23 protein-coding genes and 1 pseudogene are annotated in these 21,575 nt (G+C 71.9%); 14 read left to right on the top strand and 10 right to left on the bottom strand.

Annotated features, from left to right (window positions below; genetic code table 11):
* The first annotated feature begins 320 nt into the window (after positions 1 to 320).
* From dhaK to OOK38_RS29585, 4 genes and pseudogenes are all read left to right on the top strand, one after another.
* Complete coding sequence (dhaK, locus tag OOK38_RS29600) at positions 321 to 1,313, top strand: dihydroxyacetone kinase subunit DhaK (protein WP_266755571.1); 993 nt, start codon at positions 321 to 323, stop codon at positions 1,311 to 1,313.
* Between the two features lie 102 nt (positions 1,314 to 1,415).
* Complete coding sequence (dhaL, locus tag OOK38_RS29595) at positions 1,416 to 2,015, top strand: dihydroxyacetone kinase subunit DhaL (RefSeq protein ID WP_266755572.1); 600 nt, start codon at positions 1,416 to 1,418, stop codon at positions 2,013 to 2,015.
* The gene (locus tag OOK38_RS29590) at positions 2,008 to 2,424 is read left to right on the top strand and encodes a PTS-dependent dihydroxyacetone kinase phosphotransferase subunit DhaM (RefSeq protein ID WP_266755574.1); all 417 of its coding nucleotides are present in this window, start codon (positions 2,008 to 2,010) and stop codon (positions 2,422 to 2,424) included. Before dhaL ends, OOK38_RS29590 begins: the two co-directional genes overlap by 8 nt.
* A gap of 59 nt (positions 2,425 to 2,483) precedes the next feature.
* Positions 2,484 to 2,588 (top strand): annotated as a pseudogene (locus tag OOK38_RS29585) (3-ketoacyl-ACP reductase); the annotation flags it as partial.
* A 142-nt stretch (positions 2,589 to 2,730) separates the two neighbouring features.
* Here the strand turns inward: OOK38_RS29585 and OOK38_RS29580 are convergent.
* A complete protein-coding gene (locus OOK38_RS29580) occupies positions 2,731 to 3,459 on the bottom strand; it encodes a glycoside hydrolase family 75 protein (RefSeq protein WP_266765559.1) in 729 nt (242 codons plus the stop codon).
* Between the two features lie 367 nt (positions 3,460 to 3,826).
* Here OOK38_RS29580 and OOK38_RS29575 point away from each other — a divergent pair, with 367 nt between their 5' ends.
* From OOK38_RS29575 to OOK38_RS29565, 3 genes are all read left to right on the top strand, one after another.
* Positions 3,827 to 4,813 carry a fibronectin type III domain-containing protein gene (locus tag OOK38_RS29575; protein WP_266755576.1) on the top strand — a complete coding sequence of 329 codons (987 nt, stop codon included), beginning with the start codon at positions 3,827 to 3,829 and terminating at the stop codon, positions 4,811 to 4,813.
* 94 nt (positions 4,814 to 4,907) lie between these two features.
* Positions 4,908 to 5,837 carry a LysR family transcriptional regulator gene (locus OOK38_RS29570; protein ID WP_266755578.1) on the top strand — a complete coding sequence of 310 codons (930 nt, stop codon included), beginning with the start codon at positions 4,908 to 4,910 and terminating at the stop codon, positions 5,835 to 5,837.
* 327 nt (positions 5,838 to 6,164) lie between these two features.
* Positions 6,165 to 6,743: a hypothetical protein gene (locus OOK38_RS29565; protein ID WP_266755579.1), complete on the top strand. Its 579-nt coding sequence runs from the start codon at positions 6,165 to 6,167 to the stop codon at positions 6,741 to 6,743.
* A 57-nt stretch (positions 6,744 to 6,800) separates the two neighbouring features.
* Here the strand turns inward: OOK38_RS29565 and OOK38_RS29560 are convergent, their stop codons facing one another.
* The 4 genes from OOK38_RS29560 to OOK38_RS29545 all read right to left on the bottom strand — a co-directional run bounded on the left by OOK38_RS29560 (position 6,801) and on the right by OOK38_RS29545 (position 11,279).
* Complete coding sequence (locus tag OOK38_RS29560; RefSeq protein WP_266755581.1) at positions 6,801 to 7,346, bottom strand: PadR family transcriptional regulator; 546 nt, start codon at positions 7,344 to 7,346, stop codon at positions 6,801 to 6,803.
* 97 nt (positions 7,347 to 7,443) lie between these two features.
* Positions 7,444 to 9,459, bottom strand: coding sequence for an NADPH-dependent 2,4-dienoyl-CoA reductase (locus OOK38_RS29555; RefSeq protein WP_266755583.1), 2,016 nt, complete (start codon positions 9,457 to 9,459; stop codon positions 7,444 to 7,446).
* Between the two features lie 107 nt (positions 9,460 to 9,566).
* The gene (locus OOK38_RS29550) at positions 9,567 to 10,370 is read right to left on the bottom strand and encodes an alpha/beta fold hydrolase (protein ID WP_266755584.1); all 804 of its coding nucleotides are present in this window, start codon (positions 10,368 to 10,370) and stop codon (positions 9,567 to 9,569) included.
* Positions 10,371 to 10,484: 114 nt separating this feature from the next.
* Entirely contained in the window at positions 10,485 to 11,279 is a 795-nt protein-coding gene (locus OOK38_RS29545) for a putative protein N(5)-glutamine methyltransferase (RefSeq protein ID WP_266755585.1), read from the bottom strand.
* A 384-nt stretch (positions 11,280 to 11,663) separates the two neighbouring features.
* On the opposite strand from OOK38_RS29545, the gene OOK38_RS29540 reads away from it, so the two are divergent.
* Positions 11,664 to 12,164: a MarR family winged helix-turn-helix transcriptional regulator gene (locus OOK38_RS29540; RefSeq protein WP_266755587.1), complete on the top strand. Its 501-nt coding sequence runs from the start codon at positions 11,664 to 11,666 to the stop codon at positions 12,162 to 12,164.
* A gap of 59 nt (positions 12,165 to 12,223) precedes the next feature.
* Here OOK38_RS29540 and OOK38_RS29535 read toward each other — a convergent pair whose 3' ends face one another.
* Positions 12,224 to 12,937, bottom strand: coding sequence for a GNAT family N-acetyltransferase (locus tag OOK38_RS29535; protein WP_266755589.1), 714 nt, complete (start codon positions 12,935 to 12,937; stop codon positions 12,224 to 12,226).
* Positions 12,934 to 13,854, bottom strand: coding sequence for an NADP-dependent oxidoreductase (locus OOK38_RS29530; RefSeq protein WP_266755591.1), 921 nt, complete (start codon positions 13,852 to 13,854; stop codon positions 12,934 to 12,936). Before OOK38_RS29530 ends, OOK38_RS29535 begins: the two co-directional genes overlap by 4 nt.
* A gap of 308 nt (positions 13,855 to 14,162) precedes the next feature.
* On the opposite strand from OOK38_RS29530, the gene OOK38_RS29525 reads away from it, so the two are divergent.
* The gene (locus OOK38_RS29525) at positions 14,163 to 14,768 is read left to right on the top strand and encodes a sulfite oxidase-like oxidoreductase (protein WP_266755593.1); all 606 of its coding nucleotides are present in this window, start codon (positions 14,163 to 14,165) and stop codon (positions 14,766 to 14,768) included.
* 177 nt (positions 14,769 to 14,945) lie between these two features.
* Positions 14,946 to 15,713: a ferredoxin reductase gene (locus tag OOK38_RS29520; RefSeq protein WP_266755594.1), complete on the top strand. Its 768-nt coding sequence runs from the start codon at positions 14,946 to 14,948 to the stop codon at positions 15,711 to 15,713.
* Positions 15,714 to 15,847: 134 nt separating this feature from the next.
* Here OOK38_RS29520 and OOK38_RS29515 read toward each other — a convergent pair whose 3' ends face one another.
* Positions 15,848 to 16,750: a universal stress protein gene (locus OOK38_RS29515; RefSeq protein ID WP_266755595.1), complete on the bottom strand. Its 903-nt coding sequence runs from the start codon at positions 16,748 to 16,750 to the stop codon at positions 15,848 to 15,850.
* Positions 16,751 to 17,305: 555 nt separating this feature from the next.
* Between OOK38_RS29515 and OOK38_RS29510 the strand changes: the two genes are divergently transcribed.
* The 4 genes from OOK38_RS29510 to OOK38_RS29495 all read left to right on the top strand — a co-directional run bounded on the left by OOK38_RS29510 (position 17,306) and on the right by OOK38_RS29495 (position 20,722).
* Positions 17,306 to 18,271 (top strand): acetylxylan esterase, encoded by a 966-nt coding sequence (locus OOK38_RS29510; RefSeq protein WP_266755598.1) that lies wholly within the window; start codon positions 17,306 to 17,308, stop codon positions 18,269 to 18,271.
* Between the two features lie 293 nt (positions 18,272 to 18,564).
* Entirely contained in the window at positions 18,565 to 19,464 is a 900-nt protein-coding gene (locus OOK38_RS29505; RefSeq protein WP_266755600.1) for a phosphotransferase family protein, read from the top strand.
* 114 nt (positions 19,465 to 19,578) lie between these two features.
* Positions 19,579 to 19,959, top strand: a complete 381-nt coding sequence (locus OOK38_RS29500; protein ID WP_266848944.1) for a hypothetical protein — start codon at positions 19,579 to 19,581, stop codon at positions 19,957 to 19,959.
* 175 nt (positions 19,960 to 20,134) lie between these two features.
* The gene (locus OOK38_RS29495; protein WP_266755602.1) at positions 20,135 to 20,722 is read left to right on the top strand and encodes a histidine phosphatase family protein; all 588 of its coding nucleotides are present in this window, start codon (positions 20,135 to 20,137) and stop codon (positions 20,720 to 20,722) included.
* A 15-nt stretch (positions 20,723 to 20,737) separates the two neighbouring features.
* Here OOK38_RS29495 and OOK38_RS29490 read toward each other — a convergent pair whose 3' ends face one another.
* Positions 20,738 to 20,887 carry a hypothetical protein gene (locus tag OOK38_RS29490; protein WP_266755604.1) on the bottom strand — a complete coding sequence of 50 codons (150 nt, stop codon included), beginning with the start codon at positions 20,885 to 20,887 and terminating at the stop codon, positions 20,738 to 20,740.
* Positions 20,884 to 21,270, bottom strand: a complete 387-nt coding sequence (locus tag OOK38_RS29485) for a hypothetical protein (protein WP_266755606.1) — start codon at positions 21,268 to 21,270, stop codon at positions 20,884 to 20,886. The genes OOK38_RS29490 and OOK38_RS29485 overlap by 4 nt, the downstream gene beginning before the upstream one ends.
* Positions 21,271 to 21,575 lie beyond the last annotated feature (305 nt).

The following is a 21,575-nucleotide window of genomic DNA, read 5'->3' as shown; positions in this document are numbered from 1 at the left end:
ACGCATCACCCCTCATTGCGACCGGCCCCCAGACACAGACAGCAGAGCGGTTCAGGCATGCGCGCACCTACCCGAGCGTCCGCGCGCGTGACCTTCGCTGCCGCAAGGTCGATACTTCGAATGACAGCACTCCCGCCGACCCGGATCCAAAGCTCCGCACAACTGACAGGCCATCACGAAAGTCAGCAGGTCAGCATTAGAACCGCCACAGTCCGGCGACGAGCGCCGCGAAGCGCCAAGATCAAGAACTATCCGCACCAGGTTTGACCAGGGGAAACGCAGGTCAGGAACTCGTCTGTCAATCTCACCGGGAGGTACCCATGAAGATGCTCATCAACGTGGCGGAGACGGTGGTCGCGGACGCGCTGCGGGGCATGGCGGCAGCCCATCCGGAGCTGACGGTGGACGTCGAGAACCGCGTGATCGTACGCAGGGACGCCCCGGTCGCGGGAAGGGTGGGCCTCGTATCCGGCGGCGGGTCCGGGCACGAGCCGCTGCACGGCGGATTCGTGGGCCCCGGCATGCTGTCGGCGGCCTGCCCCGGCGAGGTCTTCACCTCACCGGTGCCGGACCAGATGCTGCGGGCGGCGGCCGCCGTGGACAGCGGCGCGGGCGTGCTGTTCATCGTGAAGAACTACACCGGCGACGTCCTCAACTTCGACATGGCGGCGGAGCTGGCCGAGGACGAGGGCATCCGGATCGCCAAGGTCCTCGTCAACGACGACGTGGCCGTCACCGACAGTCTCTACACGGCCGGGCGGCGTGGAACGGGCGCGACGCTGTTCGTGGAGAAGATCGCGGGCGCCGCCGCCGAGGAGGGCGCTCCCCTGGAGGCGGTCGAGACACTGGCCCGGAAGGTCAACGACAACTCCCGCAGTTTCGGCGTCGCGCTCAGCGCCTGCACGACACCGGCCAAGGGCAGCCCGACGTTCGATCTGCCGCCCGGGGAGCTGGAGCTGGGCGTCGGCATCCACGGCGAGCCGGGCCGGGAACGGCGCGCGATGATGACTTCGCGCGAGATCGCCGACTTCTCCGTGCACGCCGTCCTGGAAGACCTCGTACCGCGTAATCCGGTGCTGGTCCTCGTCAACGGGATGGGCGCGACCCCGCTGCTGGAGCTGTACGGCTTCAACGCGGAGGTGCAGCGGGTGCTGACCGAGCGCGGTGTCCCCGTGGCGCGCACCCTGGTCGGCAACTACGTCACCTCCCTCGACATGGCCGGTGCGTCGGTGACCCTCTGCGAGGTGGACGAGGATCTCCTGCGCCTGTGGGACGCGCCGGTGAAGACACCGGGGCTGCGCTGGGGCGTGTGAACCCGGTCAACGCGAGTCCGGCTGCCGCCCGGCGTCAACCGGCTTCAACCGGCCGGCTTCAACCGGCACCAGGGCAACGTCCGTACCACGCAAGGAGATTCTGTGCTCGACGCCGATTTCTTCCGCCGTTGGATGACGGTGACCGCCGCGTCGGTGAACCGCGAGGCACAGTGGCTCACCGACCTGGACTCGCCGATCGGTGACGCCGACCACGGCAGCAATCTGCAGCGCGGATTCACCGCCGTGACCGCCACGCTGGAGAAGGAGGCCCCGGAGACCCCCGGCGCCGTGCTCACGCTCGCCGGGAGGCAGCTGATCTCGACGGTCGGCGGCGCGTCCGGGCCGCTGTACGGCACCCTGCTGCGCCGGACCGGCAAGGCGCTCGGGGACGCAGCCGAGGTCACCGAGGAGCAGTTCACGGACGCGCTGCGCACGGGCGTCGACGCGGTGATGGCGCTGGGCGGAGCCGCGCCCGGCGACAAGACCATGATCGACGCCCTGGTGCCCGCGGTCGACGCGCTGGCCGAGTCGTTCGCCGCGGCGAAGTCCGCCGCCGAGGAGGGCGCCGTCGCGACGACGCCCCTGCAGGCCCGCAAGGGCCGGGCGAGCTATCTGGGCGAACGCAGCATCGGGCACCAGGACCCGGGCGCCACGTCCTCGTCGCTGCTGATCGCGGCACTCGTGGAGGCGGCCGATGAGTGACACCGAAGGCAGGCTCGTCGGCATCGTGCTGGTCTCCCACAGCGCCGCGGTCGCGGCGTCCGTCGCTGAGCTGGCGACGGGTCTGGCCGGCGGCGGCACGACCGCTCCCGTCGCCCCGGCGGGCGGCACCGCGGACGGGGGCCTGGGCACCAGCGCCGAGCTGATCACCGCCGCCGCGGCCTCCGTGGACCGCGGCGCCGGGGTCGCCGTGCTCACCGACCTGGGCAGTGCCGTGCTCACCGTCAAGACGCTGCTCGCCGAGGGTGACGAACTCCCCGACAACACGCGTCTGGTGGACGCCCCGTTCGTCGAGGGGACGGTGGCCGCGGTCGTCACGGCCTCGGCGGGCGCCGACCTCGCGGCGGTGGAGGCGGCGGCAGCGGAGGCGTACACGTACCGGAAGGTGTGAGAACCGCGGCCACAGCGCCGCCGTGGCGGAATCGCGCGGGCCTACGGGGGCCGGCCCGCCGGGGCGAGGAGCAGGGCGGCGCGATCGTGCTCCTCGCCTCGGACGCGGCGAGCAACATCAACGGCGTGATCCTGTCCGTCGACAACGACTGGGCCTCGGTCTGACGCATGGACCGGGGAGGCCGGGGCGCCGGGAGCCGGAAACCAGGAGCCGGGGAGGAGCCGAGAGCCAGGAGCCGGGGCCAGGAGCCGGCGGCCGGTACGGCGCCCCAGCGGCCCGGCGCTTCCGGCCGCGGGCCGCGGCGCCTCAGCGCTGCTTCACCTCGTTCACGAACTTCCGGGCCAGCCGCTCCCCCGCCGCCACCGCGGCGGCGTGATCCTCGATGGGTGACACCCGGGAGTTCTTGAAGACGATGTAGGTGACCCCGGAGGGGATGCCGCCGCCGCGCGGATCGGGGCGGATACCGAGCACCTTGGCCGTCGCGTACGAGGCCTCGCCGATGATGTCCTGCGGGCCGGTGTCACCGACGACGGCGTACTGGACTCGGTCCTGGTAGATCACGGCCGCCACCGAGCCCGCCCCGATGCCGTGGTCCCGGAAGTTCCAGATGCCGCTGGGGGCCGGGACTACGATGTAGGGCAGGGTCTCGGCGCTCAGGTATCGACCGTCGGACTGCTGGAAGGCCGTGGCGTCGGAGAAGAGCGGATCGGTGCGGCTGTTGCACAGGGGGCCCGGTCTGCCGTCGCAGTCGATGTCCATGTCGGCCTTCCAGAAGACGGCCCCCTCGGCGCCGCAGACCGGGATGTCGGCACGGGTGCCGTCGTCGCTGCGGTAGCGCCCGTTCGAGACGACGGCGCAGCCACGCACCTTCGCCAGCAGGTCCGCGGCCCGGACACTGCCCTCCCGCGCGGCCGTGCCATGGCTGCCGGGGCGGCCTGCGGTGGGGGCGGTGGACAGCAACGCCTGGGCCGGGACGAGCAGGGCCGCGGCGGCAGCGGCAGCGGCAGCGGCCACCGTCAGCGAGTGGACACGCACGATGGGAGACCCTCTCCTGGGGGACATGGACGCTCATTTGCCCAAATCTGGTGGGCGTCCGAGAGCGCGTCCACCGGGAGGGGGCCGGACGGTGCACGGCCACTTTCCCGGCCGCCGTACGGCCGAGGGCCCGAGCCACAGCCGGCTCCGGCCACTCGACCGCACGCGCCGGCGCGGGATCAGCGACGACAGCGGTCCGCGCCGTAGGCACGAACTCCCCTGACAACGGGGCGAGTTCACACCGCGTCACGGATCAGCATACGTACCTCGGAGACCGCCCGGCCAACAGCCCGCCTCTCCTCTTGATGTGGCCGCGTCAGCCGTGTCTTATAGGTACAGACCAATCCCGCCGAGGGAAGGCAGACCCGTGCGACGCGTTCCCCCCACCGTCCTGCGCGTGCCGGTGTGCGGCGCGCTGCTCCTGCTCGCGTCCTGCGGATGGGGGGCGCCGACCTCGGGCCAGGGCGAACGGCAGCCCGCCGCGCCGCTGGGCGTGACCGCCGCCGCGGGCAGCGCGACCAGCGTGCACGTCATGTGGAACCTGGCCGCCGAGGACCCGAAGGTCACCCGCTACGAGGTATATCGCGGCACCACCAAAATCAAGGAAGTGCCCGGTTCGGAGCACATGGTGGACATCACCAGGCTCGAACCGTCCACCGCCTACGTCTTCACGGTCCGGGCCCGGAACGCCGCCGGGGTCCCGGGGCCGCTCAGCAAGCGGGTACGGGCCACCACCCCGGCGGCGGTCACGGCCGATCGCACACCGCCCACGCGCCCCGGCAGCCCGCACGGCAAGGCGGTCGGCAGCCGGGCGGCCCAGCTGTCGTGGGCGAGGTCGGCCGACGCGCGGGGCGTGGCGTCGTACGACATCTACCAGGGCACCTCGAAGATCCACAGCGTCGGCGGCGCGCAGACGGCCACCGTCGTCACCGGGCTGCGCCCGGGCACGGCGTACACGTTCACCGTGCGGGCCCGCGACGCGGCGGACAACCTCTCTCCGCCGAGCGCCACCGTCCCGATCACCACGGCACCGGGGTCGGACGACGGCCGGGGCACGGCGCCGACCGATTTCCGGGCGACGACGCACCGCAGCGAAGGCGCGTACTACATCGACCTGAAGTGGACCGCGCCCGAGGTCGACGGAGTGATCACGGAGTACCAGGTCCATCTCGACGGGCGTCCCGCGACCTCGCTCGTCTGGGGCGCCGACCCGCCCCGCGGCACCTCCACCTACAGCTTCTACGTCGGCCGGGAGGCGGACGCGGCACACCGGGTGCGGATCCGGGCGAAGCTGCCCGACGGGACGTGGGGTGGGTTCTCCGCGGAGCGTTCCGTGACGACGGGCCGACGGTGAGGGGTGCGGCGGACCGGTGGCCACGGGCCGGGTGGACCGACGGCGACCGGCCCGGCAGGCGGACCCGGCCATAGGCCAGCATAGGGTTGTCCGTATGGCCCATAGGGAATCCAATGCCGGCGCGCCGCTCGACCTGACTCTGCTGCGCACGTTCCTCGCGGTGCACCGGGCGGGTTCGTTCACGGCGGCCGCGCGGCTCCTGGGGCTCTCCCAGCCGACGGTGACCACCCAGATGCGATCCCTGGAGGAGCAGTTGGGCCGGGAGCTGTTCGAGCGGGGGCCGCGGGGTGTGCTTCCCACGTCCGTGGCGGACGAGCTGGCCGCGCAGGTGGCGGCGCCGCTGGACGCACTGGCGACGGTGGCGGACCGCGGCGGTCCCAGCGCCGGCCAGCCGCCGGACCCGGTCCAGGTGGCCGGCCCGGCCGAGCTGCTGTGCGCGCGGGTGCTGCCCGCGCTGGCGCCGCTGACGGCCCGGGGTGTACGGCTGCGGATCAGCACCGGGCTGACCGACGAACTCCTGGAGGGCCTGCGCGGCGGCCGCTTCGATCTGGTGATCGCCACGAGCCGGCCGCGCGGGCGCACCCTCGCGTCGGTGCCGCTGATGGACGAGGAGTTCGTGCTCGTCGCCTCCCCCGACTGGGCCGAGCGCATCGGCCCCGACCGGGTGGCGGCCGAGGGGGCCGCGGCATTGCACGGGCTGCCCCTGGTCACGTACGCCGAGGATCTGCCCATCGCCCGCCGCTACTGGCGGCATGTCTTCGGGGTACGGCTGTCCGGGCAGGCCGCGATCACGGTGCCCGATCTGCGCGGCGTCCTGACGGCGGTCGTCGCCGGTGCGGGGATCACCGTGCTCCCCCGCTATCTGTGCGAGGCCGAGCTGGCCTCCGGCGCCCTGGTCGCGCTGCTGACGCCCGAGGATCCGCCGATCAACACCGGCTATCTCGCCCAGCGCCCCGGGCCCTCGGACAATCCGCACGTCGCCCTGGTCCGGGACCGGCTGCTGCGCGTGGCCCGCACCTGGTGACCACGGCCGGGGCGGCCCGGACCCGGTGACTTCCGCCGCGAGCCGCCCCGCCGGGTGGCTCCTCACGGGGACGGCCCTCATCCGGTGACCGCCGCGGCGCACGCGACCCGGATCCGTCGGCGGCGGATCCACCGGCACACCGCGCCATCAGGCCCGCCGCATCCGCCGGCAGTGCGCCGGACGATGGAATTCGTCACCTGCCCGGTCCCCGTCCGCATGCGGGCCGGGCCCGGTGCACATTGGCTCGCTCTGAGGCAGCACGGGCCTTTCCAATCCTCGGCGGCGCATGGGATGTACCGCCAACCGTGCCGCTGGAGGGCAGTTCCTATGCGTACCACTCAGACACTTCTCCGATCCGGCCTGACCGTGGCCGCCGCCGCTGCGCTTCCGCTCGCCCTGGCCGCCCCGGCGGCCGTCGCCTGGGGTTCCGGGATCTCCGTGAGCACCAGCGGCACCACGGTCTCGGTCACCACCAGTGCCTGCCCGAGCAACGGGAGCAGCTTCGGCGACGCGTCGCTGCTGTCCAACGGGCAGGCGAACTTCGCCCAGGGGCGCCAGATGTCGCTCACCGGGACGAGCACCAGTCAGTCGGCGTCCTGGACGGGCGTGGGCCCCGGCACCTACACGGTCATCGTGGTCTGCCAGGACGGCTCGACGGCCGGCACCCAGTCGATCATCGTCTCGGCCCCCGCGGCGACCCCCACGATCTCGGCCACGACCACGCCGACGGCAACGGCGACGGCAACGGCGACGGCCTCCCCGTCGCGCGGCGTCATGGGCGGGCTCGGCGGGGCCGTGAAGGACTACGGCACCGCCACCGTCGTGGGCGGCGGGGCTCTGGTCGTGACCGGCACGGTGGCGGCGGCGTGGTTCCTGCGCCGCCGGTCCAAGCCGCACCGGCTCTGAGCCGAAGTCCGTCACGTCGGGCGGCCGTTCCGTCGATTCCGGTCGCGGGAGGGCCGCCTAGTCACGCCCCGGCAGTGCTTCGAACTCCGCCAGGGCATGGGTGAGCCACTGGGTCCAGAAGGTCTCCAGGTCGATGCCGGCCCGCAGGACGAGGTGCCGCAGACGGTCCTCCGGGGTGTCCTTTCCCGGCGGGAAGTCCCGCTCCTGGATCTCCTGGTACTCGGCCAACTGGCGCCGGTGCAGGTCGAGATGGCGACGAAGGTCCGCCTCGACGCCCTCGGTGCCGACGACCGCGGCGGCGCGCAGGCGCAGCAGCATCGTGTCGCGCAGCGGCTTCGGGTCCTGGGAGGCGGCGGTCCAGCGGGCGAGTTCGGCACGGCCCGCGGGCAGGACTTCGTAGCTCTTCTTCTGGCCCCGGGCGGGCTGCTGCGGCGCCAGGGCCCGGATGTACCCCTCGGCTTCCAGTTTTCCCAGCTCGCGATAGATCTGCTGATGCGTCGCCGACCAGAAGTAGCCGATCGACTTGTCGAACCGCCGGGTCAGTCCGAGGCCCGACGAGGGCTTCTCGAGCAGGGCGGTGAGAATCGCGTGCGGGAGTGACATGGGGTCATCCTAGGGAGGGCCTGAAGTGCCGCCCGGTGCCCGGCCGTGGTCCGCCGGACACCGCGACAGCCCTTCCGTGAACGTTGCTTCCGGCGCCTTAGAGCGCCGCCGCCAGTTCGGTGCCCTGCTTGATGGCCCGCTTGGCGTCCAGTTCGGCGGCCACGTCGGCGCCGCCGATGAGGTGGACGCCTCGGCCGGTGGCGCGCAGCGCCTCGTACAGGTCCCGGCGCGGTTCCTGTCCGGTGCACAGGACGATCGTGTCGACCTCCAGGACCTGGCTGTGCCCGTCGACGGTGACGTGCAGTCCGGCGTCGTCGATCCGGTCGTACTGGACGCCCGGGACCATGGTGACGCCCCGGTGCTTGAGTTCGGTGCGGTGGATCCAGCCGGTGGTCTTGCCGAGTCCGGCTCCGACCTTGGACGCCTTGCGCTGCAGGAGGTGCACGGTGCGCGGCGGGGCGGGCCGTTCGGGGGCGGCGAGACCGCCCGGCGCCCGGTAGTCCATGTCGACACCCCAGCTCCGGAAGTACGTCGACGGGTCCTCGCTCGCCTTGTCGCCGCTGTCGGTGAGGTACTCGGCGACGTCGAAGCCGATGCCGCCGGCTCCGAGGATGGCGACACGGTCACCGACGGGGGCTCCGTCGCGCAGGACGTCGAGGTAGCCGACGACGCTCGGGTGGTCGACGCCCGGGATCTCCGGGGTGCGCGGGCTGACGCCGGTGGCGACGACGACCTCGTCGTACGCCTCCAGGGTGTCCACCGTGGCGCGGGTGTTCAACCGGACGTCCACGCCGTGCTGTTCGAGCTGGGTGCGGAAGTAGCGGATGGTCTCGTCGAACTCCTGCTTGCCGGGGACCTTGCGGGCCACGTTGAGCTGGCCGCCGATCTCGCCCGCGGCGTCGAAGAGGGTGACGTCGTGGCCGCGTTCGGCGGCGCTGACGGCGCAGGCGAGTCCGGCGGGCCCGGCGCCCACGACGGCGACGGTCTTGCGCAGCCGGGTCGGCGCGAGGACGAGCTCGGTCTCGTGGCAGGCGCGCGGGTTGACCAGGCAGGAGGTGATCTTGCCGCTGAAGGTGTGGTCGAGGCAGGCCTGGTTGCACCCGATGCAGGTGTTGATGGCCTCCGGGCGTCCGGCCTCGGCCTTGGCGACGAAGTCGGGGTCGGCGAGCATCGGCCGGGCGAGCGAGACCATGTCGGCGTGGCCGTCGGCGAGCAACTGCTCGGCGATCTCGGGGGTGTTGATGCGGTTGGTGGTCACCAGCGGGATCGAGACGGAGCCCATGACCTTCTTGGTCACCCAGGCGTACGCGCCGCGCGGCACCGAGGTCGCGATGGTGGGGATGCGGGCCTCGTGCCAGCCGATGCCGGTGTTGATGATCGTCGCCCCGGCGGCCTCGACGGCGCGGGCGAGCGTGATGACCTCGTCGAGCGAGGAGCCGCCGGGCACCAGGTCGAGCATCGACAGGCGGTAGATGATGATGAAGTCGTCGCCGACGGCCTCGCGTACACGGCGGACGATCTCGACGGGGAAGCGCATCCGGTTCTCGTACGAGCCGCCCCAGCGGTCCTCGCGCCGGTTGGTCTGCAGGGCGATGAACTCGTTGATGAGGTAGCCCTCGGAGCCCATGATCTCGACGCCGTCGTAGCCCGCCTGCCGCGCGAGCCTGGCGGCGCGCGCGTAGTCGTCGATGGTCTGCTCGACCTCGGCGTCGCTGAGCTCGTGCGGCGGGAAGGGGCTGATCGGGGCCTGCAGCGCGCTGGGGGCGACCAGGTCCTGGTGGTAGGCGTACCGCCCGAAGTGCAGGATCTGCATCGCGATCTTCCCGCCCTCGCGGTGCACCGCGGCGGTGATCCCGGCATGCTTCTCGGCCTCGGCCTCGGTGGTCAGCTTGGCGCCGCCCTCGTAGGGCCGGCCCGCGTCGTTGGGCGCGATGCCGCCGGTGACGATCAGGCCGACGCCGCCTCGCGCGCGGGCGGCGTAGAACTCCGCCATGCGCTCGAAGCCGCGCTCGGCCTCCTCCAGACCCACGTGCATGGAGCCCATGAGCACGCGGTTGGGCAGGGTGGTGAAGCCCAGGTCGAGCGGGTTCAGCAGGTGCGGGTAACGGCTCATCTGGCCCTCCGTGCGCGGTGTCGTACGACTGTTGTAGACGACACGCCACGCTTTATGCAACTAGTTGCACAATGACGAGGATCACTCGCCCCGGGCCGGAGGTCCACTCAGCCGAGCGCCACCCGGGCCACGAGTTCCGCGACCACGACGGGCTGGTCGACCATCACCAGATGCCCCGCGTCGGGGACCGCGACCATGGTCACGTTGGGGCTGGCCTCGAGCCCGGCCCGCTCCTCGTCCGCCAGTCCGACGTCGTCGTGGTCGCCGCGCACAACCCAGGCGGGCACGCCCGAGTCCCGGAGCCGGGAGACGAGGGATCCGTACCGGTCCAGATAGTCGAAGTAGTGCCGCATCGCCGCACGGCAGAACGCCGGATCGTTCTTCGCGAACTCGGCGGTCAGCGCCTCGCGGCGGGCCGGGGGCAGTTCGCTCACCATGACGCGGGGCGTCAGTTTGACCAGGCCGGACCAGGTCAGCGCCCCGATGCCGGGCACCCGCCCGAGAGTGTTGGCGATCACGAGCGCCTTGTCCTCGTCGGATGCCGAGAACGCCGGGGCGAGCAGGACGACGGGACCGGTGAAGTGCCCGCCGGCCGCCATCTCCAGGGCGATGTTGGCGCCGATGCTGTGGCCGACCACGACAGAGCAGCCCCGCTCGGCGGCCAGGGCTCCGGCCAGCGCCGCGTAATTCTCCATGCCGAGATCGTGCGGCGGTGTGGTGCCCGCGTGGCCCGGAAGGGTTGCGGCCACCAGCCGCACCGGCGCGGAGGCGAGCGGCGGTGCGGCGGCCAGGTCGTCGTAGAAGGCGGTGCTGCACATGGCGCCGGGCAGCAGCAGCACCTTCGTGCCCGCATCGGCGGGCCCCGACTCCTTGATGTCCCATGCGTCGAACTTCTCGGGGGCACTGCTCACGTTCGGGCCTTCCTCCGGCGTCTGCGGTCAGCCAGAGTGTGGCGCGCGGGGCGGGACAATCAGCAGATCAGGACCCGAACGCGGCATGTCGGCCGTGTCGCCCCGCCCCCGGGGTCAGGGCTTCACGCCGATCACCACGTTGGCGTACCACTCCTCCGAGACGGCCAGCCGGGCGATCAGGCCGCAGCGGGCGAACACCTCGACGGCCAGGGGCGCCTGGTGTTCGCTCGTCTCCACGAGGAGGCAGCCGCCGCGGGCCAGCCACTGCGGCGCCTCGGCGGCGACCCGGCGCACGAGGTCGAGTCCGTCCGTGCCTCCGTCGAGGGCGATCAGAGGTTCGTGGTCACGGGCCTCCGACGGCAGCAGGCCGACCTCGTCGGTGGGGACGTACGGCACGTTGGCGGCCAGGACGTCCACACGGCCCCGGAGGGTGTCGGGCAGCGCGGTGAAGAGGTCGCCCTCGTGGACCTGGCCGGCGTACGGCGCGACATTGCGGCGGGCGCAGCGCACCGCGGCCGGGTCGATGTCGACGGCGTGCAGTTCGGGCCCGCCGAGGGACGCGGCGAGCGCGGCGCCGACCGCGCCCGAGCCGCAGCACAGGTCCACGACGAGGGACGCGCCCCGCGCGAGCGCGACAGCCTGGTCGACGAGGAACTCGGTGCGGCGGCGCGGCACGAAGACCCCGGGTTCGACGGTGATGCGCAGTCCGTGGAACTCCGCCCAGCCGAGGACGTGTTCGAGGGGCAGTCCGGCGACGCGCCGGTCCACCATCGCGGCGGCCTCGTCCGGAGTGCGGGCGGCGGAGAGGATCAACTCCGCCTCGTCCTCGGCGAAGACGCAACCGGCGGAGCGGAGCGCGGCGACCACGGGGTCTGTGGAATCAGGGACATCAGGAGAAAAGGGAGGCATGAAGCCGAGAGCCTTTCGAAGAGCCGAAGGGCGCTCCCACGGTCACCGGGAGACGGTGACCGCGTTGCCTGGAAAGGAGAGCACCCGACCTGACACAGCGGTAATGGGTCTCACCTCCTCGGCAACTCATCGGCCGAGACAGTCCACGGCCGGGACGGCCACTTTACAGGAACGATCAGTCGGCGACGGGCCGCCGCGGCCTCCGTCGCGGGAGCCGATGCGCGGCGCGAGGCCCCGGCGCGCGGGCCGTCGCGCGCGCGGGTGAGCCCGGGGCCGGTGAGCCCGGGGCCGGTGATCGTCGCGTCCCCCTCGGCCGGCATGCGCGACTCTCCCCGCGCCGGCGAGTTGTATTATGCAACCAGGGTGGCGAAGGGAGGTCCCGCGATGACGTCCGAAGGGGCCGGTGAGGCCGGAACGGCGGACGGCACGACGGCCGACGCCTCCGTGGAGACCATCCAGCGGGAGATGACGGTGTTCGCGCGGCGGGCCCGCGCCTCGGCGGGACGCATGCATCCCGAGCTGTCCCTGGTCTCGTACACGCTCCTCGGCCATCTGGAGGAGAAGGGCGGCTGCCGCGCCACGGACCTCGCCGCGCACTACGCGCTGGACAAGTCCACGGTGAGCCGTCAGGTGGCGGCGCTGGAGCGGGCCGGACTGATCGAACGCCGGATGGACCCAGAGGACCACCGCGTCCAGGTGCTGCATCTGACGGAGGCGGGCACGGAGATCCTCGCCCAGGTGACCCGCAGCCGCCGTGTGGCGTTCCGCGAGCGGCTCACGGGCTGGTCCGAGGAGGACCTCGCCCGCTTCGCCTCGTATCTCATGCGCTACAACGCCACGGGCACCACCGCGGTGACTCCGGACGGCAGGTCGCCGAGGGACTGAAGGAACATCCCCGCGGCAGGAACATCCCCGCGGCCGGCCGCGAGCTCAGCTGCGCGGTCTCATCCCACACCCACGGTCCGCTCGTCACCCAGGTGCTCGGGCACCCGCGCGGCCATGAAGCGGGTCCCGCGGCGCAGCGTGAACCCGAGGGACTCGTAGAGGCGGATGGCGTTGGTGTTGCCCGCGCTGGTGTGCAGGAACGGGGTCTCGCCGCGTTCCCGGATGCCGTGCGCGACAGCCAGGATCAGGCGACTGGCCAGGCCCTCGCCCCGGTGGGCGGAGTCGGTGCAGACCGCGCTGATCTCGGTCCAGCCCGGCGGATGGAGCCGCTCCCCCGCCATGGCGATGAGGACGCCGTCCCGGCGGATCCCCAGATACGTGCCGAGCTCGACGGTGCGCGACAGGAAGGGACCGGGCTGGGTCCGTTCCACCAGGTCGAGCATCTCCGGCACGTCGGCGGGGCCGAGCGGCACCGCCTCGGCGTCCGGCGCCGCGGCGAGTCCGTCGTCGACGAGCTGGACGCCTTCGATGCTGAAGGTCACCTCCCAGCCGTCCGGGGTCCGCCCGCCGAACCCGGCCAGCGGAGCCTCGCCGCCGGGCCCCACCAGGGCGGCCAGATCCGCCCAGTCCTCGGCGCCGGGATCGTCCGGCAGCGCCAGCCAGGGGGACACGTCCACGGGGTAGCGCAGGACGCGTCCACGGCGTTCGGCGAAGTGGGCGTGAGGCCCGGTGAGCGAGCCGAGGGCCGGGTTGTCCAGCGGATGGGCGCTCATGCGGTCACCTCGATCACGATCTTGCCGCGGGCGTGCCCGTCCTCGACGGTGCGCAGCGCCTCGGCGGCGCGGTCGAGCGGGAACGTCCGGGTCACGAAGGGGCGCAGCCTGCCCTCGGCGGCGAGCCGGCCCACCTCGTCGAGCACGGCGGCCGTACGGGCTCGCTCGACGCCCGCGCCGCCCAGCTTCGCCACTGTCTCGCGGTCGGCGGCGGTGATCAGCTTCGTACGGTCGGCCAGCAGCGTCGCCGCGGCCTCCAGCACCTCTCCCCCGACGAGGTCGAACACGGCGTCCACCCCGGTCGGCGCCGCCGCGCGCAGCCGATCCTCCAGGCCCGGCCCCGACGGGACGTGCACGGCTCCGAGCGACTCGACGAAGTCCTTCTTGCCGTCGCTCGCGACCCCGACGACCCGCAGCCCGGAGGCCCGCGCGATCTGGACGGCGGCGACCCCGACTCCGCCGCCCGCGCCGGTGATCAGCAGGGTCGCGCCCTCGGGCAGGCCGAGCTGACGGATTCCGTCGTACGCCGTCGCCGCCGCGACGGGCAGGGCCGCTGCGTCCGCGAACGACAGCCCGGCGGGCTTGTGCGCCGTGACGGCGACGGGCAGCACGGCGTACTCGGCGTATCCGCCGTCCACCGGGTTCCCGAAGACCTCGTCCCCGACGGCCAGGCCGGTCACCCCGGTGCCGGTCTCCACGACGACCCCGGCGACCTCGTTGCCGAACACGGCGGGCAACGAACGCCGGGGACCGCCCGGGCGGCGGTGGCCGGTGCGCTGCTTCCAGTCGACGGGGTTCACACCGGCCGCGCGCACCGCGACGAGGACCTCGCCGGGGCCGGGGCTCGGGCGGTCCCGCTCCACCAGGGCCTCGGTCTCCGGACCCCCGAACCCTGTGAAGACGTACGCCTTGGGCATCTGGTCCCTCACTCTCCTTCGCTGTCGTCACCGGTCGTCGCGGCCCCGCTCACCGGCTGTGCGTGTACGGGCCACCGGAGTCGGCATCAGCAGCAAGGAAGATCGCGGCGCGACTATTCCCGGGCGCCGGAAGAGTTCATACGGCCGCAATGATCAGCGCTCCGCACGGGCTCGGAGAACGGTCCGTCTACGCGTACGGTTGAATGGTTAAGCACCGGTGCGCACCCGCGAGACCGACCCGTGGGTGCGCGCCGATCACGCTCGATCCGCGGGCCGTCGTCCCCGCCGGTCCTGGAGGCACCACCCGTATGAACGTCACGCGAGGCTTCACGGGGCGCCCGCGCGCCCACGACCCCGGACTGCCGCCCGGCCAGTACGACGCCGGCGACGACTGGCCCGTCCTGTCCGCCGAGGTCACCCCGGACCTGGCCCCAGCCGACTGGACCCTGCGGATCGACGGCCTGGTGGCCGAGCCGCGCACCTGGGACTGGGACGAGGCACACGCGATGCCTCCCTCGGCGTACGAGGGAGACATCCACTGCGTGACGAGCTGGTCGAAGTTCGGGGTGCGGTTCGGGGGCGTGTCGCTGGACGCGTTCCTGGAGGCCGTACGACCGGACCCGGCCGCCACCCACGCGGTCGCGTACGCGCACACCGGGTACACCGCGAACCTCCCGCTGGCCGACCTCACCGGCGGCCATGCCTGGATCGTGTGGGAATACGACGGCAAACCGCTGCCCGCCGAACACGGCGGCCCCGCACGGCTGATCGTGCCGCACCTGTACTTCTGGAAGAGCGCCAAGTGGATCGCGGGCATCCGGATCCTCGACCACGACGAGCCGGGCTTCTGGGAGCAGAACGGCTACCACGCCCGCGGCAACCCCTGGGAAGAGCAGCGCTACTCCGGTGACTGAGACGATCCCGAGGACGGACAACACCTCGCGGAAGGGTCCGGGGACGGGGGCCGAGGCCGGGTGCAGGACAGGGACGGGGATGGAATCACGGACGGGGACCGGGACGGAATCACAGACGGAGACCGGGACGGGGACAGGGACAGGGACGGGAACGAACAGGATGCGGGAGGCCACCAGGTGACAGCGACGACGACAGCGACCTTCGTACCGCCGACACGGTTCGCCGTGCCCGGACGGATCGCCGTGAACACCCGAACGGCCACCACCTGGCAGACCGCCACCCTCACCGACGTCCGCCGCGAGACCCCGCACGCGGCGACCTTCCGATTCGCCGTGCCCGCCTGGGAGGGGCATCTGCCCGGCCAGCATCTGATGCTGCGGCTGACCGCCGGGGACGGGTATGTGGCGCAGCGCCACTACTCCATCGCGTCCTCACCCGACGACACCGGTCACATCGAACTGACCCTGGACCACGTCGACGGCGGCGAGGTCTCCGGCTGGTTCCACACCGTGGCCCGGCCCGGCGACTCCGTCGAGGTGCGCGGCCCGCTCAGCGGCTTCTTCGCCTGGCCCGGGGACCGGCCCGCACTCCTCGTCGGCGCCGGCTCCGGTGTCGTCCCGCTGATGTCGATGCTGCGTCACCACCGCGCGCAGGCCCTGGACGTACCGGTGCGGCTTCTCGTCTCCGCGCGGAGCCCCGAAGAGCTCATCTACGCGGCGGAGTACGGCGAGGAGACCACAGCGGTCTTCACACGGAGTGCCCCGGAGGGTGTGCGGGTCGGACGTATGGCCGCCGCACATGTGGCGCCGCTCCTGGCCGAGCAGCCGCCCGGTGGGTGGGAGGCCTACGTCTGCGGTTCCAACGGATTCGCCGAGCACGCCTCGCGGCTGCTGGTGGAGGCGGGGCAGCCGGTGGACCGGATCCGGATCGAGCGGTTCGGCTAGGGCGTGTTCCCGTAGGTGCGGACGGCCGGGACGACCGGCCTCGGGCCCGTCGGGCGACCTGTGCCCGTGAGTCGACGTGAGCCGACGTGGGGCGCGGGAGCCGCCCGGTGCCACCGAGCGCCACCGGAGCGGCGTCAGCCGTGCGGCACCACAGCGACCGGACATGTCACCTGCTGGATGACAGTCCGCGCGGCGCGGCCCAGGCGCTCGCCCGCGCGGCGGCCGACGACCAGCAGACCCGCGCCGGTGGACGCTTTCAGCAGATGGTCTCCGGGGTGGCCGTGGACGACCTGTTCCGAGACCGGGGTCTCCGGGAACTTGTGGCGCCAGGACCGCAGTGTGCCGGTCAGGGCACGTCGCCGGGTGGCTTCCTGGTCGTGCGCGTCGCCGTCGGACGGGACGGCGGGCGCGCGACGGTCGTACGCGGGCGGGGTCCAGGCGTGCACCACGAGGAGCGGTGCCGAGCGGACCGCTGCGGCGTCGAAGGCGTAGCCGATCAAGTCGTCGGCGGGGTACTCCAAGTCGAGGCCGAGGACCACGGGGAGGTAGGGCGCGGCGCTCGGCGGCGTGCCGCCGAGGGTGGACTCCCTTTCGTCCTCCGGGAGTTCGCCCGCGTGGACGAGGACGACCGGACACGCGGCGGCGGCCGCGACCGCCAGGGCGACCGAGCCGGGCAGGAAGCCGGCCAAGGCGGTATGGCCGGTACGGCCGCGGGAGCCGAGGACCAGGGTCTCGGACTCGCCGGCCGCCGCGAGCAGCGCGGGTACCGCGGGTGTCTCGGTGTCCCGCCCGGCGATGTCCAACGCCGGGTGCGCGTAGGACAGTTGGACGGCCGCCCGGTCGAGCGCCGACCTGGTGCACCCGGCGGGTACGTCGACGTCCGGAACACGCGCGGGTACGCGGTGCCGGGTGTCCGCGTGCAGCAGACGCAGCGGGAGACGCCGCCGGCCGGCCTCGCGAGCCGCCCAGTCGGCGGCGTCCAGGCTCGCGCGCGAGCCGTCGATTCCCGCGGTGATGGTGCCGGTGCCGGAGTTCATGGCTGATGTCTCCTGTTCGCCGATGCAGTGCTGCGCGGGGTTCCACGGCGGGCGGGGATCAGTCGCGCGGCGCCGGAGTCGGTGCGAGCGGCCTTCCGGCCCGGGGTGCGGGACCGGGCGCGAGTGGAACCGTCGGCTGGACTCGGCCCACGGCTGGACTCGGCCCACGGCTGGACCGGGCGCACGGCCCGACGGGCGCAGGCGAGTTGTGCGCCCGTCGCCAGGGGCAGCGGGCTGCTGACTGCGGGCTGCGGGCTGCGGGCTGCGGGCTGCGGGCTGCGGGCTGCGGGCCAGCAAAGGGCAGCTGGATACGGACTGCGTTCTGCGCGGGGTGCGGGCTGCGGGCTACGGACTGCCGGGCCGGCTGGCCGCCTGCCTGCCTGGCTGCCTGCCTGCCTGCCTGCCTGCCTGGCTGCCTGCCTGGCTGCCTGGCTGGCTGCCTGGCTGCCGTGCTGCCGTGCTGCCTGGTCGGCTTCCTGGAGAAGGCGTGACGGGCTCTCGAGGGCGCACGTACGGTGTGATCACCGCACGCCGTATGCCGAAAGGTGGTCCTTGATGGCCCTGTTCGACCTCCCGCTCGACGAACTCCGCACCTACCGCAGCGCGTCCACCGAGCCCGAGGACTTCGACGCCTTCTGGGCGAAGACGCTCCAGGAGGCCCGGGAGCACGAGCTCTCCGCCCGCTTCGAGCCGTTCGAGACCCCGCTGAAGACGGTCTCGGTCCACGACGTCACGTTCGCCGGGTTCGGCGGCCATCCGGTGAAGGGCTGGCTGACAGTGCCGGCGTGGGCGAACTCGCCGCTGCCCACGGTCGTCGAGTTCATCGGGTACGGCGGCGGGCGCGGGCTCCCGCACACGCATCTGCTGTGGGCGTCGGCCGGGTTCGCGCACTTCGTGATGGACACACGCGGCCAGGCGAGCGCCTGGGGCGGCGGCGAGACCCCGGACCCGGTGGGCAGCGCGCCCGCCTTCCCCGGCTTCATGACGCGAGGGATCGAGGAGCCCGAGAACTACTACTACCGGCGCCTGTTCACGGACGGGGTGCGCGCGGTGGAGGCGGCTCGCTCGCATCCCCTCGTCGACTCAGGGCGCGTCGCGGCACTGGGCGGGAGCCAGGGCGGCGGCATCACCATCGCGGTGGGCGGCCTGGTGCCCGACCTGGCGGCGATCGCCCCCGACGTGCCGTTCCTGTGCGACTTCCCGCGCGCCACGACGATCACGGACCGTACCCCCTACCGGGAGATCGGCAGCTACCTCAAGACCCACCGCGGCCGCACCGGACAGGTGCTGCGCACCCTCTCCTACTTCGACGGGGTCCACTTCGCCGCGCGCGGCCGGGCGCCCGCCCTGTTCTCGGCGGCCCTGGAAGACCAGACCTGCCCGCCGTCGACGGTCTTCGCGGCGTTCAACGCCTGGGCCCACGAGGAGAAGCAGATCGAGGTGTACGACTTCAACGACCACGAGGGCGGCGGCCCCTACCAGCAGGCAGAGCAACTGCGCTGGCTGCCCGCCCGCCTCTGACACCGACGACGGGCACGACGGGCGACACGACGCTTCATACGGATGTGAGCGCGGGAGGGGCCGGCGGGACCCATGACATCGAGGCGACCTGGAACTGCACGCGGACGCGTCCGTCCACCGGTCCGTCCCGTTCAAGTGGCCGCACCGAGGCCGGGACGAACTCGCCGCGTATATCCGCCAATCCTTTGCGTCCGAGAACACGACCAGCGTTCGGTTCTCCGACCGCGCGGTCGACCAGGTCGGCCGCGCGGTGACCACCGCTTGCCTCATGCGATCGAGGATAGGGTCGGCAAATGACCAGTCGCAGCCGCGACCGCGTCGCAGACGTCCGCAGCGTCGTGGTTGCGCACATGCTCGACTATCAGATCGACTCCGTTGTGCCGCTCGGCGAGGGCCTGGACAACCTGGCGTACGAGGTCAACGGTGAGCTGATCGTGCGCTTCAGTAAGGAGCCCGACCTGGCGCGGCGGGCCGTCCTGGTGGGCCACGAGGCCCGCGTGCTTGCTGCCGTCGCCGATGTCTCGCCGCTGCCGGTCCCCGAACCGGCGTTCACGGTCGCGGAGCAGGGATGTCTGGCTTACCACAAGCTCCCCGGCGAGCCACTGTTGGATATGCCGCGGCACCAGCGATCGGCCCACGGCACGTCGATCGCCGCCACGCTCGGCGAGCTGCTCACCGCGCTGCATGCCGTTCCGATCGAACGGCTGGCCGATCTGGTGGACGCGGACCACCAGCCGCTGACCGAGTGGCGACATGAGGCCACGGCGAACTATGCGACGGTAGCCGGGCAGGTACCGGAGGCGCACCGCCGGCCCGTCGAGGCGTTCCTGGATGCCGCACCACCGCACGATGGATGCACCCCGACGTTCTCCCACAACGATCTGGGGATCGAACACGTTCTCATCGACCCGGTCACGTGGACGGTGACCGGCATCATCGACTGGAGCGATGCAGCCGTCGTCGACCCGGCCTACGACTTCGGGCTGCTCTACCGCGATCTCGGCCCTGCCGCTACCCGCGCCGCGATCCGCAGCTATCGAACCGACGCCAACGACCTCGCGGCCCTCAGCGAGCGCGCCGTGTTCTATGCCAGGTGCAGTGTCTTCGAGGACCTCGCACACGGCATAGAGACGGAACAAGGCAAGTACGTCGACAAGAGCCTTGCCGCGATGGAATGGCTGTTTCCGCCATAGCCACTGCATCTCGATCGAGCGGCCAAGAGCACCAACCGCCCTGCGCGTACCAGCGCCCAGCGCACCGCTCCTGGATGGGCCACGGATGTGGCTTGACATGAATCTCCCGGTCGTGTGTCAGGAACGGGACTTTGCAGCGGTGAGCACGCCTCCCGGGCGTGGTCCCAAAGTCGCCTGATCTGCGGGCTGCGGGAAATTGCCTTCGGCACCCGGCAAGGCCTGATTCCGCTGGCTGCCACGGACCGGGGAGACGTCATCTTCCTGGCACCCAAGGCCCACGGCTTCCCCGGCGGTATCTGCGTTGCCTGCGAGGACGGAGACTGGGCCGGCCATTCGATGCAGTTCGCCGAGTGGCTCTGCCGTTTCCTGATCGGACAGGACATGGCCGGATACGAAAGCACGGCGTTCCACCCCGGCCCTGTGCTGCTGGAGTACCCACCCACGGCGCCCGGTGAGCACCCACGCGTCAGTCATGGCCCAGAACGCGGCATGTAGACCGAACGCGTCGGACAACACACCTCCAAAGGTCTGTGAGCACGGCCTGACATGAGTCATCAAGCCGCGTCCACAGACCTGGACGTCATCTCGTTCGGTGCGTCCGGTGCAGCAGTTGAGGGCGCAGGTGACGAAGTGTCCAGCCATGCCGAGTGATCAGATATCGTGCGCAGCCATGGGTGAACTGATACTGATCAGGCACGGCCAGACCGAATGGAGCCTGTCGGGCCAGCACGCCGGCCGCACCGACATTCCGCTTACCGACGCGGGCGAGGCCGCAGCCGAGTCGCTCGCTCCGAGGCTTGCCCGACGCCATCTGGTCGCCGTGTTCAGCAGCCCGCTGAGCCGCGCTGTGCGGACGGCCGAGTTGGCGGGCCTGACCGGTGTCAGACCCGATTCCGACCTGATGGAGTGGGACTACGGCGGCTATGAAGGTCTGACCGCGGTGCAGATCCAGGAGACGAGGCCGGGCTGGGACCTGTGGCGGGACGGCGTCATTCCCGGCGACGCCGCCCATCCTGGCGAGCAACTCCAACAGGTGGCCGCGCGCACGGACGCGGTGCTGGACCGGATCCGGCCGCTGTTGGACGAGGGTGACGTCGCCGTTGTCGCCCACGGTCATCTGGCACGCGTGCTCACCGTGCGCTGGCTCGGCCTCGACGCGTCCGCCGGCCGACTGCTCGGCCACCCACATCCAGGCACTCTCAGCTTCCTGGCCACCGAGAACGAGCAGCCCTTCATCGCCGCCTGGAACGTCCCGTAGCGGCAGCCCGCTGCTTCACGTCTGCCGCGAGAAGCGCCGGACGCATATGAGCACCGCGGCGATCCCGGCGAAGGCCAGGAAGTGTTCCGCCTTGCGCTCGTAACGGCGGTGCAGCCACCTCCTGTCTCTCAGATCCCTGAACGCCGCGGCCAACTGCCCGCTCACCGGGCCGGCATGCCTCCGTGCGGGCTGTTGACCACCAAGGGCAGTGACCCTTCGGCGAGGTAGAAGTGCCCGGGGAAGTAGTCGATGTGGAGATGACCGCCGTCCTCGGCACTGGCCAAGCCCCTCAGATTCTCCGCGAGTACTGCCCTGTCGGCGAAGTCACCGCTGATCACGAGGATCTGCCGCTCGGCGTCCCTGTGGATGAGGACGCCGGGGCCGGAAGTACTTTTGACCTCGACCCCGGCCAGGTCGTTGTCGCCCGGCGAAAGGGTGGAGCCGAGCAGCCCCTCACCGTGGGCCACCATGCTTGCCAGCAAGGTCAACTCTTCCAGCGAGGCGGAGAGAACCACCTCGCTGTACCTCGAGTCAGAGACCAGTCTCATGGGCGGCACCCCTCCAGCGTCGGACCCCCATGATGCCTGCCAAGATCGTCAGTCGTGTCTCCGGGGCAGCGAAGACGGCCGGACGCGGCGACGCACAGGGGAGCTACTCGCGGGGGCATCGGCGCCCGCCTCGACGAGGGCTTGGCGGATGGGTGACACTTCCCGCCCGAACGCGTGGCGCCGACAGCCCCAGTTCCCGCGGAGCCGCACCCGCACCCGCACCCGCACCCGCACCCGCACCGAAGCCATGTTCAAAGTCAGCGGCGAGCCACGCCTCGTCGGAGGCAAGACGTCGTCGTTTCAGC

Source organism: Streptomyces sp. NBC_00568 (assembly GCF_026341855.1).
Taxonomy (GTDB): Bacteria; Actinomycetota; Actinomycetes; order Streptomycetales; family Streptomycetaceae; genus Streptomyces.
This window is presented reverse-complemented; position numbering and strand designations above follow the sequence as displayed.